Here is a 14,494-nt window from a genome sequence, read left to right on the forward strand (position 1 = left end):
ATTTCGACGTCGTCCTCGCGCGCCGATTTGTTGGCCATTGCCATGGTTCGTATGATTTCGCGGTTGGTGCTGTGCTCGCCGTAAGAATTAGCTCTTCTCGGTCACCTTCATCCGCCAAAGCCGCTTGATTTTGTCAGCTAGTGGCCCCATCGCCGTCTTGGTTGCCTGGGTCATCGTCCCAAGTCCTGAGCGGAGCGCGTTGATCGCCACGGCCTTTGCCGTCGGTGCAAAGATGCAGATGACGGCCTCCTGGCGCTCGCGATTCGAAAGCCTCGCTTTGTAAAGTGCATCGCCGATGCCGAAATCAATTTGCTCGATCGGAGGGCCAATCGGATCTCGACCGAGCTCCTCGATCACCTGTACGATCAGATATAGACCTGGGCCGTATTTGGCGTAGGCAGGGTCAAAGGCGAGATAATCGCTGACGAACACTCCATTCCGAAGCGAGCCGATCCAGAAGGCACCAGGCCGCTCGTCGAGATAAAGGATGTATGCCCGCAGCCATCCCTTACGCGCCTCAAACTCAAGGCGTGATCGGACGATCGGCGTTGCGGAAAAGCCGACTCCGAGACCACGCTGATACGATTTACTTACGACCTTCTCTGCGTCGGCGACGAGCCGATCGAGTTGGTCGAGCTTCGAAAGTTTGTCGATCCTACTATTGGGAAAGGTATCCGTCAGCTTTCGGGCGAGACTTCTGAAATTGTATCGATGCTTTTTTGTCAGACTAGACAGGACTTCAGTTCGGTTTGAAATATCGCGAAATCGATGAATTTGATGGTTGACGGCATAGTCCGAGCAATACCAGCGCGGAAGTGTCTTGGCCGATCGGAACAGAGCCGAATCGACCTCGGCGTAATGGAAGACGGCCCCCTCGGCCTCGCCCGTCTTCAGTGAATCGAGGACGCTGCCGATAAGGAGTTTGGCGTTGGTATTGGATGTATCTCCTAGCCATCCACCGTGCACGAACTGCAGGAGGCGCATTGACGGCGCCGGAAGGCTCAAGTAACCGAGCTTGATGGATAACCGGGCGTCCTCAAGTCTGCCAGCAAGAAGAGCCTTTGGAGTATCTGCATCATAGAGCACCACGACATGTGGTCGTCGTGCTTCCGAGCGGAGAGCCGCGAAGAACAGGTAGAAATCGAGATCTGCGTCTCGACCAGGGTTGCAATCATTCCAAAATTCGCGAACTGTTTCGATTTCCTTGGGGGTCCTGAGGATTTGGACACGATATTGATACTGATGCATGACACCTGCGTTTCGGGATGCCAGATGGTGGAATGGCGTTGCCTTTGCGATCTCACACGCGCGAAGTCCTCGGTTCTTGAAAGCCCTCTGGAGATCACCTCATTGGCGAACAAGTGCTGATCTGACGTAGCTGTTCGGAGCAGCCTTCCCAAGTTCATCGAAGGCATGTCTGTGACGTACGATCGCGCATTCGGCGAGGTTCGCTCGAATACCGGGAAAAGCGCCAAGCAAAATCCAACAAGCTCCCCAAAAGTGCACTGTGAAACCCAGAAACGTGGCAACTGTCACGACGACGCCAAGTGCGACGGACAACAACCGCTCTTCGCGGGAAAGGCTATCAGCGTTATCGATTGGACCTAACCAAAATGCCCCTGCCATTGTCAGGAAGATGAATAAGGTGCCAGGAATCCCGAACATCATCGCGGTCCTGAGCCAAAAAGCGTCCACGCTCGTTCCGATCAACGCACCATTGACTTGCCAATCCCAATCTTCGGTCAAACCGATGCCGAAAAGCGGGGAGCCCCATACCAATGGTAATGCGGCATTCCAGACTGCCTGTCGGTACCAGGCGGCCTCGGGACTCAGTCCTCCGACTGTCATCAGCGTGGCAATCGGACTTCCGGAGAAGAGGAAGATTGCGGTGACCGCGAAAGCGACGAGCAGACCGAGAACTTTCCACCTAGCGCCAAACTGCCTTGTGGCAGCATAGAGGGCCGCCAGAGCGCATGCGATGACGAGACCTAGCAGCGGCCCTCGTGACTGCGAAAACCAGAGGCCGACAATTGCGACAGTTGGGACGGTCCAACGGAGCAGCCGACCCGGAAATGTAAACAGCGCCAGAGCACCAAACCAAGCGCAAACGGTCCCGAACAATATCGAGTGCTCCAGTGGACCCATCGCGCGGACGAGGCCATCCCTGTAAATCGCCTCGCTGTGGCTAGCCTTGGCTGTCTCGTAAGCCATTTTCACGTAGCCAGTGAGCCCTTTGACAAACTCGTACGTGAACAATTGGCCGCTAAGGGGGTCTAAGAGCGCAATCAAGACAACAAGCACGATTATCTTACTCAGAAATGCCGCCAGCCGTACCGAGCTATCGATAGGACCAAGCAGATATCGAAAGGCATAATAGGTGCCGGAAAATTCAAGCGCCTGCGCGATTCCACCTTTGAAACCCGAAGTGATCCCGTCGGTTGCTATCGCAGCAACAACCATCCACAGTCCTGCGAGAGGCGCCATGATGTCCGACGGTACGCACACTGAGCGTGGCATGCTTGCCCGCCTGGAAACCCGTGCCAACACTACAAGGCTGACAATGATTAGGAACGCCCGCGCGGGCGAGAAGCGGTAATCCCCAATAAAGAATGACAGGCCCTCTGGCAGGAAAATGGCGATGATCAGTACCTTCAGAAGGATTTCGTCTCCGAAATGCCTTCCGGTCGCGTCGGCGCGGCTCAGTTCCAGTCGCTGAGCGTGCGGACTAAAAGACACAAGGAGAGATTTTGATTGCGGGTGCCTGGTAGCCATTGCCTTTAGCGCTCAATGCAAATGACGAGGGGCATGCGCCCGCTCAAGAATGGTTTTCCAGACTCCGGGCGGACATGCTCATACATTCGGTCTAAACATAAGGCGGCGTTCACAATATATATTGGTTTTTATTATATATCAAACATTAATATTATTAACTTAATAAAAAGGGACATGAGGCCGAGTCAATAACGTGGGCATTCCCTGAGACTCACGGAGCGTTTTGGGACGGGGCTGCCCCGCCCAGGTGCCGGCAGGTACCATACTCTGGCGTGCTTGGTTGCCGAGCTCAAGGACTGCGCGCCAGCAACAGAGTCCTCAGGTCCGGCGGGACATAGGAGTCGCCGGGATCAAGCGTTTGCGAATTCGATCTCGGGTCGCGATCGGCGCGCCCACGGTAGTAATTGTGTCTCGCCATGAGCGGCAGCCGAGCGCCGAGGCCGAGGACAGGATAGATCGGACCGCCGGTGCCGTTGAAAGTAAGGCATTTGCTGCATACGATGTTTGGCTGCTGAGCGGGATCCCGTCTTGGGCCATCCTATCGCGATTGCCGGCGTCGATCTACTCGAAGCCGGGGGCGACACATGGGGGCGGAGAATATCCGCGCGAGGACGGTGGGCGAGAGCTAAGGCCCCACCGCTCAGCTCTTGAATACTCGTCCTAAGTGGTATCGGTAGTATGCTTATGCGGAGTCATCGGGCACATGGAGAGTATGAGTGCGAAAGCCACGCGTAGCTTTGGGATTGCCTGTATTCAACGGTGAGCGATACCTGCGCGAGGCGCTCGATAGCGCCCTCAGCCAGGATTTCGAGAATTTCCAACTGGTGATCTCCGATAACGCTTCGACCGATGGTACGGCGGATATCTGCCAGGAATATGCTCGGCACGACTCAAGGGTTCGCTACTTTCGGAATGAAGCCAATATCGGCATTGCGCCGAATTTCCGGCGGGTGTTCCATCTCTCCGAATGCGACTATTTCAAATGGCTGGTACATGATGACGTGTGCAGCCCTGGCTTCTTGCGGGAGTGTGTTGATTCGCTCCATAGGGCACCAAGTTCAGTCGTGCTCGTCTATCCGAGATCGGTTCAAATCGATGAGCGCGGCCATCTTCTGGGATGCTACGAAGACCATCTGGACACCCGCGAGGAAACGGTAAGCGGAAGACTTGAGCGGGTGCTGAGGCATTCCGGTCTGTGCTATCCGGCTCTCGGGCTTCATCGATCGAGTGTGTTGGCGAAAACGGGTCTCATCGGAAGCTTTGAATCCTCGGATGTGGTCTTACTCGCAGAACTCGCGATGATCGGCCAGTTCTGGCGGATTCCGCGCGACCTCTACCAGGCCAGGGTGCATGTTGGAACTAGCTTTAGTCAGTATCAGTCGAAGGAGCAATTCGACGAGAAGATGGATGCAACAAACCGAGGTCGCTACGTGATGCCTCGCACCAAACAATTCTTGGAAGTTCTGCGAGCGATTTCTCGCGTCGAGCTTGATCGTTCCGATCGCCTGCAATGCTATGCCTCTCTCATGCGGGTATGGGGGCCGCGATTCTGGCGAGTGGTGGGAGGCGAGTGGAAGCGGCTCGTTATCGATGTTGCTCGCGGTGACGCTCGCATTGGATCTGGGGCGAGTGGATTGACGATTAGCAGGGCTGCCAATCGCACGTCCTGACCGGCGCCCGATGGATTGATCAGGACGCCGCCGACAGAGTCCTGGATCGTTGTGCAGGGATGTCCAGAAGTTCTTCGGTACGAACGGCTGGGCGACCGACCGACCGCTCGACGACAAACAATCTATGCCAAAGTTCAAGTACCAGTAGCGAGTACAGAACCCTTGAGTTCGAAAGCGCGATTTCTCTGGTCGCAAGCAATCCTTTCAGCCATTCCGTTGGAAGGAGCGTTCTGACAAAGCTCGACGGCCGAAGTAGCGCGGCGGGCAACGTACGGTTCCACTCGTTCTGGACGAGTGTTGCCATAGGCGAAGGAAGTCCAACTTTCCTTCGGGTCAGGGTATCGGCTGGCACTCCCGACTCGATTGCCAATTTCAGGAGCCGCTTCGGCACCGTAGGATGACCGAGCTTTGTCCTCGTCGAGAGGGAGAACACATGGTTGACCAGCCGCACGTCCAATAGCGGCACACGAGCCTCGATAGACGCAGCCATCGTTGCGCGATCGACCATGGGAAGTACTTGGTCCGGGAGGTAGGTTTTCAAGTCGACCAGCATTTGCTGGCAGGTCGCATCGAGCTCGCGGTACTCGCTGAACCAATGTCGGAAGTTCACGAACGCATCGGCGGACGCACCTAGGTGATTGGCGAGAAGCGACCGCGTCGGAGAGTCAATGCTCGCCATTGCACGGGTGTGCCACGGAAGCCGTGAATGTGAGTACAAATCCAGCGCCTCAATCTCGTCGCGAGACAGACCGCCTAGCTGCGCAAGTGGACGCATGGCGTGTCGTATCGGTCTTGGCATGCGAACGTACCATCTGCGTCTGGTCGAAAGCCCGTACGAGGAATATCCGCCGAAGAGCTCGTCGCCGCCCGCGCCAGTAAGCAGGACTTTGACATGTTCTCTGGCTGCACGCGCGATCACGAACTGCGAATACATCGCGGGATCGGCAATCGGCTCGTCGCACATCCAAGCCAGCAGCGGAAGCTCCTCAATCAGGTCGGAAAGCTTCGGCCGAAGGATGCGGTGCGGCAGACCGAGATGCCGGCATAGATCTCTGGCCCCCGCAACTTCGCCCTCGAATGTCCCCGGCCAATCGACAGTAAAGGCTGTAGGGGGTGAACTGCTCGTCAGCGATGCGAAATATGCGAGGGCGCTGGAATCAACGCCGCCGGACAGGCTTATCCCGACCGGAACGTCGGCCTGCAGTTGAAGTCTTACGGCGTCCTCGACGAGATTCCGCGTTTCAGCTATGGCCTGTTCGGGATCACGATCGTCAGGGGAGATGGGAGCTGGCGGTTGATAGTAATTCACCGGTTCTGGGATCACTCCCGGCGCGAGGCGCAGGAAGCTGCCGGGCGGAATCTTGAGGATACCACGAAGCAGGGTACGGGGCTCCGGCACGTAGAACAGTGCGAGATAGCTCATCACTGCGGATCGATCGACATCGGGCGTGACGAGGCCTGACGCAAGGATCCCTTTGACTTCACTGGCGAAGACCACACAATCGTTGGATGCTGCATAGTACATCTGCTTAACGCCGATCTGGTCGCGGGCCAGTATGATTTGTTGTTGCCGGCGATCGACGATGCAAACGGCAAACATGCCATTGAGCATCGAGAACATGTCGGTGCCATACTCTTCGTAGAGATGCGGGAGAACTTCAGTATCAGAGGTGGTCCAAAACGTATGACCCAGTTTTCGTAGCCTGTCGCGCAAGTCCTTATAATTGTAGATTTCGCCATTGAGGAAGCACTGTATGGAGCCGTCCTCGTTGGAGAGCGGCTGATCTCCGGTGGATAGGTCAATGATGGCAAGGCGACGGAATCCGATCTCTGCGAAGGGCGCCTCATAACTGCCTGCCGAGTCGGGCCCCCTGTGGGACAGCGCGTCGGCCATACGGGAAGCCACGTTCGGGCTGCCTGAAGGTCGAGGCCTCCGCCAACATACTCCGGCGATTCCGCACATGCTCAGCGCTCCATCAATTCATAATTGGAGATATCAGCGGGGTAGAATGCACTCAAAATTCGCTGCAAGCGCGCGCGTCAATTCACGGCGTTCGAAACGACTGCAAAAATCGGGATTCGTCGGCAGCTGCTGCTTGCCGACAAGCCAGGACTCGTAGCGCGCACGCAAACTGGCTAGCATGCCGTCTACATCATCCGGCCGGCATACGTCGCCATTGCGCGATTGCTTCACCAGATCACTCGCATCTCCGTCCGGCACTGCGGCGAGAATGGGGGGGCCGGCGGCGAGATATTCATAGGTCTTGCCGGGAACCAGACGTGCCTTCTCTTCCACCGGAAGATTGTGCATCGGCAGGAACAGGATCTCCGCCGAGCGAATGAAGTCGATGGAACGCTGATGATCCACGTAGCCCGGCATCTCGACCAGGTCCGAAACGCCGGACCTTTCGACGATCAATCGGTCTGAAGGCGTCATCGGGCCGGCCAGCACCAGCCGAACGTGTCGGCTCATGTCTGGCGTTTCGCTTCGCCACCGCGCCAGCGCAGCCAACAAGTATATGTGCGAGCGAGTCTCTACATCCACGGGTAGTCGATGCCCGCCGAGCAATCGGCGAACCAATCGATTGCGGCGGTGGCGGGCGCCGAGCTCGGAATGCAGATGGCCAGTGTGAACAATTCGGAATTGGCCCTGCAGTTTGGGGGACGGGGGACGAGCAAAGTCGTCGGCATCGAAGCCGTTGGTAATTGTGACAGCTCTCTTCGAGAATTCCGGCATCGCTTGCTTCAAGGCGCGGGTTGCCTCCGGGGTGTTCATGATGATGAGCCGAGCGGTACTCAATTCTCTCCGCATCCGCCGAATTTCAGCCGCGCGATGCCAGCGGCTTGAATATACCATCATCTCGTCGAGAGCCCACGGATCGCGGAGGTCGGCGACCCATGGCACTCCAAAGGCTTGCGCGATGAAAGCTGCCGCCGGACAACTCTCAAACGGCGAGAGTGAGGCATATACCAAGTCGGGCGGATTCTCGAGCCCGGCTTGCAGCCCCACATTCGTGCATGCTTCGATCCAAGCTCTTGAGTTTCGGCCGCTGCGCCCCACCAGCCCCAGCAAACGGTCCTCGATGCTAGCGATCCGGTGACCAAAGGGCGCGGCCGGAGTGTTTTGGGTCCGGTATACGGGGGTACCAGCCGGTATTTCTCGGTGAAGGGAAGGGTCGCGCGGCGACGAAGGGGCGGTGCTGGCGTCGCCGGTCGTCACGACCACGGGGCGGAAGCCGAACTCGGGAAGATACTTCACGAACTTGACGGTTCGTTGGACACCAGCGCCGCCGATAGGAGGGAAATGATAGGCCAAGACCAAGACCGTCTTTGCCAGGCCGACCACATCGTCACTCATGCATCTGCTCGCTACCGACGGCGACCCACTCCTTCCTGGCCTGGTCATACCGGCTTACCAGGCGCGCCGGAATGCCCACAACCGCGGAATAGGGAGGGAAACTTTTGGTTACTACCGCGTTCGCGCCGACGACGCATCCTTGGCCCAAATGGACTCCTTTGAGGATCATGCAGCCTTCACCCAACCAGCAATGGTCGTCGATGCAGGTTGGCGCGGCAATGAGGACTGCGTTTCGAGTGGTCGACAAGCGGGGCTCGGGAAGAGCATGGTCATGGTCTGTAATGTAAACGTGGCCGGCGATGAGCACGTCTCGACCGATCTGCACCCGCGAGACAGCGCCGATGTGAGAGTATAGGTGCACCGATGTCCCATCTCCGATTTCGATCTTCGGGACTTCGCAGGCGTCTGTGCTGGTTATCGCTTCCAGCCTAGCGCCCTTGCGGATGTGAACATGATTGCCGATCCGGATGTGCTCCGGGTGGGTGAGCAGATCGGGGGCTTCCAGCCGGGAGCGCCAACCGAATTCTGCGAACCGAAACCGCCAACGTACATAGTGGAGCGTGTACGAGAGTGCACGGCACGCGCCTGCAATCTTGTGCGCGATGCTGTGTTGCTGACGCAATCGGACAGCTTCACGCACCGTGGCAGCCTCTGGCTGTCCCGGGGGGGCGCCATTGAACTTCCAGGCGCCGTTTGGCATCTACGGGATCATTCTGCAATCGGCCCTGCAACCAGAATACCGTGTACACGGTTGGCGCAACCCAAGGTTGCGGACTCGGCTGAAATAGTGCCGAAGCCAGGAACCGGCGGGAGATCGTTTTCGCGGAACAATGGCCCATAAAACTAAAAATATTAAATCTGCTATTTGTTCGAAATAATTGCTGGACATGACGATGCTGTCAATAAAATGTTTGGAGCTGGCGAAATGGTCGCGGAGCGTGTGTATTAGCCTTAGCCATTCGGCCGAAGGGCAGGTCACGGCTCGTCTGATGACAGGAACCCATCTGGGTGTCCCCGGCTTGGGTTGTCCCGGTCCGTTTCTTTCTGATGCAGGTCAGGCCAGCGGCCCGCCGCAAGCCCAGCTACTCGTCTAGGAGCTCTCTGCCGAGGTCGTGATGGCCGATACGGTCTACGCTCCGATGCATTCCGAACCGCGATCGCTCCAAATGTCACCGCGCACAATCTCGCGCGCAATCAACATTGGTTCAACATATGCTCTATGCCGAGCGTGGTCTGGTCGAATGCTGCTTCTCAAAGCTGAATTGGTTCAGACGCGTTGCAACGCGTTACGAAAAGGACGGTGCGAAATTACTTCGCCGTCGTCGCTGCAACTCGACGCTGATGGAGGCAACTATCCCGGGGCCTGCTGAGTTCGGGGGCGTACGAAGTCCTGGCAGATCAGAATATCCGCCGAAGACAGCAATGCTGTCGATGAAACGTCTAGAACTGCCGAGAATGTGCGTGAGGCGAAGCCGGCTTAGACCTAACCAACGCCGAGCGCGCAGCATTGCCGGCAGCAGGTAGGTCGCCCAAAGCGGCAAGCATCCGTGTGTCTTCAGCGAATGGCGATCAGCGATTTCACAAATCCAAAGAATCGTTCGCTGACAATTCTAGCATCGGGGAAGAGATGCTGGAACTGTCGTTTGTCAAGCAACAGTGCACTCTGAACCGCCTTCGTGGCTTGGCCCACATCCGTGTGCTGCTTCCAGAAGCCGCAAGTGCGACTTAACAAGATTCGATATCGCACTGACTCAGGCATCCAATGGAAGAATGCAAAACGAGCGTGAGGTTCAAATGGGAACCAGAAGTAAGGGGTCTGGACAAAATAACGGGGGGCGAGTCGGCGTATCTCCTTTGCCATTGCCGCCATGTCATCCCAGCGTCCAACATGCTCAATGACCGAGTTGGAATGAACAATGTCGAAACTGAGATCGTGAAATTCCGCGGCGTCGCATGCGTCTCCAACAACCGAGATTATCTTTGGATGTGTTGTCTCAATCTCAGACTCATCCAGATTCAATGTGCAAACCTCAACCCGATCCCAGTCCAAATCACTGCCGAATTGCTCCCAGTAGGCTGCGGTGCCGCCCATATCCAGAATCCGGCAAGTTCTCTTGTTGGCAAGAACTTGAGTGACTATAGGCGCGAATAATCGAAATCGTTGAACGCGAAATCGATTGCTGAGGTCGTTTGGTTCGGCGTAGCCCATGAAATTCCAATATACGACAGACATTAAACTGCACTGATTATAATTCTTGTTGGGACAGAGGTCCATCTCGAATCTCCCGGCGCTAGATCGTTCCCGGTAAAAAAGGATGCGGGATCTGCAACGAGAAGGCATCGCCTATCCGTTTCCGCAAGGCATATGCTCGAACGCGGCTCGCTTTGCCTTCAGCGGTAAAGGGGCTTTGCGTGATCTAAAAGCGATCGAATCAACGCGGAATGCGAGCGCGCTATTTCGCGCGGGTAATATTTAATTCGTGTCATTTAGTGCGTCGAGAGTGCATTCGCGCTGCGAATTAGATGCGAGATGTAACGGCAATATTGATCGTGAGAATCTTGGGGATGAAATCAAAGAAGGATCGCATCGGAGCCCATAAATGGTCAAAAAATCGCCTTGCGCCGAGTACCAAAACGCGAGCCGTTGGGGGCGTCGACTAGGGACTCACAGATATGAAACGATTCGATGCGCATCGACGTGATGCGAGCTTCGGCGGCCGTTTGCGGACAGCTGCTTTCAATCGGCCCGACGGCACCACGGCGCAACAAGTGATCGTGTGTTGTCTCTCGCGTCAGTGAATTCGGAGACTGCAATGCCCTATCAGCCCTGTGGGCTGATCATCTTCCAATCGGAACACAAGCCAAGAGGTAATCATGGCCCTGAATGACGGTTCTCTAAGTGCGTCCACCGGCGCACCGCAACTTCCCAATCTGTTGGACGGCTACGCCGTGCGGCCCTCTTGGGAGGTCGCCGGCGTTGATTACGCTGTGGGCGTACCCGCTGATACGCAGCTGAAAGACTGGCAGACTCTTAGTGGTCCTGGGATCACGATCAGCGGCAATATGGTTCGCATTGACGGTCAAGCCGGCGTGCATCTTGATGGCATCGATTTCTCAACGAACGGCGGTGCGTTCGTCTACCTGACGAATTCTCCCGATGCCGTCATAACCAATTGCAAATTCCAGGCGACGACGCCAACGAGCTTGATCGATGCTGGTCCTGGTTCGCCAAATCTGACGGTTGAGCACTGCACGCTGATCGGAGGTGCGGATGGCAGCGCGCTCATCTCGGGCAGTGGCAACGTCGTTGTCCAATATAATTGGATGAAGGATTTCCCGCAGCATGCGGTCGAGATCGGTGGCAGCACTGACCTCACCTATAAGTACAATCTAATCGAGAACGGCGGTACGGTTGCCGGCTCGCATCTGAACTACTTGCAACAGACCGGTAGCGGCGTCACGAACAAGATTGATATCGAATTCAATACCAGTTACGAAACGCCTTCAGCGGCGAGCGGCGAGGGTTACCAGTTCGATATCAACGATGGATCCAATTCCGGCACGCTGGTAGATCCGGTCTTTGCTTACAATACGATGATTTCGACGGGCGACACGGCCATGTCATACATGCTACATGGCAGCAGCAAGTATGCGTCTTCGAATGCCGCCGTCACGCCCATTAGCGGAACAGCGTTGGCGCACGACAATTTTTTCGATACGTCGGGCGCCTATGGCGCGTTCTACACCGGATCGATGGATGGCTGGTCGCTCTCCAACAACGTGGATATGCGCAGCGGCAAGGTCATAAGCGCCGACAACACCTTGTCGGGCACAGCGTCTACGACTCCGCCTGCGACGTCCACAGCGACGTCTCCGGCTGCGCCCACCATCGCTTCGTTCTCGACTGATAGCGGTGTGGCGGGCGATGGTGTGACGAACGACAATGCCCTCGAGCTCAAGGGCGCGGCTGCCGCTGGTAGCACCGTCAAGATCTACGACGGTTCGGCCCAGATCGGTTCGACGACTGCGACTTCGACCGGCACCTGGGACTACATCACCAAGGTCCTGACCGACGCCAAGCATACGCTTACCGCGACCGCGACCAACGCGTCGGGCCAGACCAGCGCGGCCTCGGCTGCGGTGGCTGTCACCGTCGACACGAAGGCACCAGCTGCGCCGACGATCGCGAGCGACACCGCCAACTCTGCCAATCAGGTGGTGGTGACGGGGACTGCCGAAGCGAACAGCGCGATCAAAGTGTATGACGGAACGACGCAGGTCGGGACGGCGACAACCAACTCGAGTGGCGCGTGGAGCGTCACGACGTCTGCGTTGTCGGCCGGTTCACATGCGCTGGCGGCGAAGGCCACTGACGTTGCGGGCAACGTCAGTGCTGCGTCGACGGTCGTGGATCCGGTCATTGGTTCTGGATCGTCGGGCTCCACCGGCTCGGGCACGTCCGGTTCGGCTACCCCGGGTATGGGCACGTCCGGTTCAGGCACCTCGGGTACAGGCACGTCCGGTACCGGCACCTCGGGTACGGGCACCTCCGGCTCCGGCACGTCGGGCGCGGGCACCACAGCGCCAGCCGCGCCGAAAATCGCCTCTTTCTCGACAGACAGCGGTGTCGCCGGTGATCACATCACCAACGACAAGACCCTGACCCTGGCGGGAACTGCGGCTGCCAACAGCACGGTCAAAGTGTTCGACGGCACGACCCAGCTCGGCACCGTCACGGCGGATGCGAACGGGGCGTGGCACTACTCGACTGCTGCGTTGTCTGACGGCAAGCACAGCCTCACTGCGACGGACACGGTTTCTGGCGTCACCAGCAAGGCATCGACTGCGGTGGATGTCACGGTGGATACCGCAGCTCCCGATGCTCCGGTTCTGCTCAGCGATGTGACCAGTCATCATCGTGCGACGGTGATCGGAACGGCCGAGGCGGGCAGCACCGTCAAGGTCTACGAGGGGACGACTCTGCTTGGCACGGGGGCGACAGGCGCCGATGGACATTTCAGTGTGACGACCTCTGGCCTCAAAACCGGATCTCACACGTTCGTCGCCTCGGCCACCGATGCAGCCGGCAACACTAGCGCCTTGTCGCAACCGATTGATCCGCCAATTGGCTCGCACGGCGGCAACAGCAGCTCGACCGTGGAACTCACCAATGTGCGTCCGCATTGGGATCACACCGCGACGATCAAGGGTACTGCCGATCCCAACAGCCAGATCAAGCTGTTTGACGGCACAACGTCGGTCGGTTCGGTCACTGCGAGCGACAACGGCAAGTGGAGCTTCCACACCTCCGATCTGTCGGGCAAGAGCCACGCCTTTACCGCGGAGCGGGTCGACACGACCGGCCACGTGGTTGGGACCAGCTCGGGCGAGGCGATCATCGGCACTGGCCGCAGCAATACGCTGACCGGCACCACGGGCAATGACATCATGGTCGGCAAAAGGGGGGCGGACACCTTCGAGTTTGCGTCGAACTTCGGCCACGACGTCATCAAGGACTTCGCTGCCCGCGGACCTGCTCACGACACGATCGCGTTCAGCAAGGGCGTGTTCGACAGCTTTGCGAGCGTTCTCTCCCACGCGGCCCAGTCAGGCCACGACGTCGTCATCGCGACGGGGAGCGACACGCTCACGCTAAAGAACACGCACCTCGACAAGCTGAACAGCCATGACTTCCATTTCGCGTAGTCACGTGTTCGGCGACACGGTGTAGCCACCAATCTGCGGTGCAGATCATGGAAGGCGGGGGATAGTCCCCGCCTTCTTTTGTTCTGGCTGCCTCTATTGTGATCTACGCGTGAGCGGCTTCGCGGCATTCGCGGGATCCACGCCCGGACAGATCGATGCGCGTGGCTTTAGCCGGTGACGCTTCGCGCGATGGTCATCCTCGGACCTGCCGCCACAAGCAACCGAGCGCCTCGGGTCGCTACACTTTCTTCGCTCCGATCAGACAGTTTTGTTCGACTCCAATCGCGATAAGGCCACTATACGCGGAAATAAATAAGTTAAATATGGTATAGGAGTCGGCCTCGCACTCAGATGGGCTCGCTGGGCGTTTAAGCAAACGATTTCTGTGGGCTGAGGCGGTGCCGCAATAGAAGCCTGTTGAGACTCGCTGTCCGGCATGACATCAGAGAAACTCGCGACGATTTAATCGAACGAAAATCGCGCGATTATTGCAGAACCGTGCCTTGATGTGCTGGTTAAAAAAACCTCAGCCCGGCCCCTATCCGGTCCCAAAAAAGCCCATGGCGACCGCCACCTGAGACCAAGCTGATTGACCTTGAGGTAGTGGATATAGGTCGCCACGACATCGCCCTCCGCGAACGGCTTCGTAGTGGAGTACGTGTCGAAGAAGCTGGGAGAGCAGATTAAATGGCGGGATGGCCATCATATCACTCTGATACCGGCAGGCGACACGCTCAAGTTGGCCAGGGCTCGGTGCGTAAATCGACCTGACTTCTACTTCGCGTAACAGTAGCTCGACGATAGGGAAATCAAACTCGGGACTGCCTTGGTGACCTTCTTGGGGATCGTCACACAAGGCGCGTTTTCAAGGGCGGGAGTCATGACAAACTTTGAACGGTGGGGGGTAATCCCTCTGCCAGCAAGCCGTTATCGGATCCAACTTTCGCGTTTGACGAGGTTTGGGGTAATCGCAAGACAGTGGGCGGAA

The 14,494-nt window shown here is 57.4% G+C and carries 8 protein-coding genes; 2 read left to right on the top strand and 6 right to left on the bottom strand.

Annotation, left to right across the window (positions count from 1 at the left end; genetic code table 11):
• Positions 1–87: 87 nt before the first annotated feature.
• A complete protein-coding gene (locus tag IVB12_RS11145; protein WP_247298810.1) occupies positions 88–1,248 on the bottom strand; it encodes a GNAT family N-acetyltransferase in 1,161 nt (386 codons plus the stop codon).
• A 99-nt stretch (positions 1,249–1,347) separates the two neighbouring features.
• Positions 1,348–2,772 (bottom strand): O-antigen ligase family protein, encoded by a 1,425-nt coding sequence (locus IVB12_RS11150; protein WP_247298812.1) that lies wholly within the window; start codon positions 2,770–2,772, stop codon positions 1,348–1,350.
• 716 nt (positions 2,773–3,488) lie between these two features.
• Between IVB12_RS11150 and IVB12_RS11155 the strand changes: the two genes are divergently transcribed.
• On the top strand, positions 3,489–4,442 hold the full coding sequence (locus IVB12_RS11155) for a glycosyltransferase family A protein (protein ID WP_247298813.1): 954 nt from the start codon (positions 3,489–3,491) through the stop codon (positions 4,440–4,442).
• 19 nt (positions 4,443–4,461) lie between these two features.
• Here the strand turns inward: IVB12_RS11155 and asnB are convergent, their stop codons facing one another.
• The 4 genes from asnB to IVB12_RS11175 all read right to left on the bottom strand — a co-directional run bounded on the left by asnB (position 4,462) and on the right by IVB12_RS11175 (position 10,009).
• Positions 4,462–6,405: an asparagine synthase (glutamine-hydrolyzing) gene (gene asnB, locus IVB12_RS11160; RefSeq protein ID WP_247298814.1), complete on the bottom strand. Its 1,944-nt coding sequence runs from the start codon at positions 6,403–6,405 to the stop codon at positions 4,462–4,464.
• A gap of 33 nt (positions 6,406–6,438) precedes the next feature.
• Positions 6,439–7,800, bottom strand: a complete 1,362-nt coding sequence (locus tag IVB12_RS11165) for a glycosyltransferase (RefSeq protein WP_247298815.1) — start codon at positions 7,798–7,800, stop codon at positions 6,439–6,441.
• The gene (locus IVB12_RS11170) at positions 7,793–8,500 is read right to left on the bottom strand and encodes an acyltransferase (RefSeq protein ID WP_247298816.1); all 708 of its coding nucleotides are present in this window, start codon (positions 8,498–8,500) and stop codon (positions 7,793–7,795) included. The genes IVB12_RS11165 and IVB12_RS11170 overlap by 8 nt, the downstream gene beginning before the upstream one ends.
• Positions 8,501–9,355: 855 nt before the next feature.
• The gene (locus IVB12_RS11175; protein WP_247298817.1) at positions 9,356–10,009 is read right to left on the bottom strand and encodes a class I SAM-dependent methyltransferase; all 654 of its coding nucleotides are present in this window, start codon (positions 10,007–10,009) and stop codon (positions 9,356–9,358) included.
• A 665-nt stretch (positions 10,010–10,674) separates the two neighbouring features.
• Between IVB12_RS11175 and IVB12_RS11180 the strand changes: the two genes are divergently transcribed.
• Positions 10,675–13,506 carry an Ig-like domain-containing protein gene (locus IVB12_RS11180; RefSeq protein ID WP_247298818.1) on the top strand — a complete coding sequence of 944 codons (2,832 nt, stop codon included), beginning with the start codon at positions 10,675–10,677 and terminating at the stop codon, positions 13,504–13,506.
• Positions 13,507–14,494 lie beyond the last annotated feature (988 nt).

Origin of the sequence: Bradyrhizobium sp. 179 (genome assembly GCF_023073535.1) — a bacterium.
Lineage (GTDB): Bacteria > Pseudomonadota > Alphaproteobacteria > Rhizobiales > Xanthobacteraceae > Bradyrhizobium.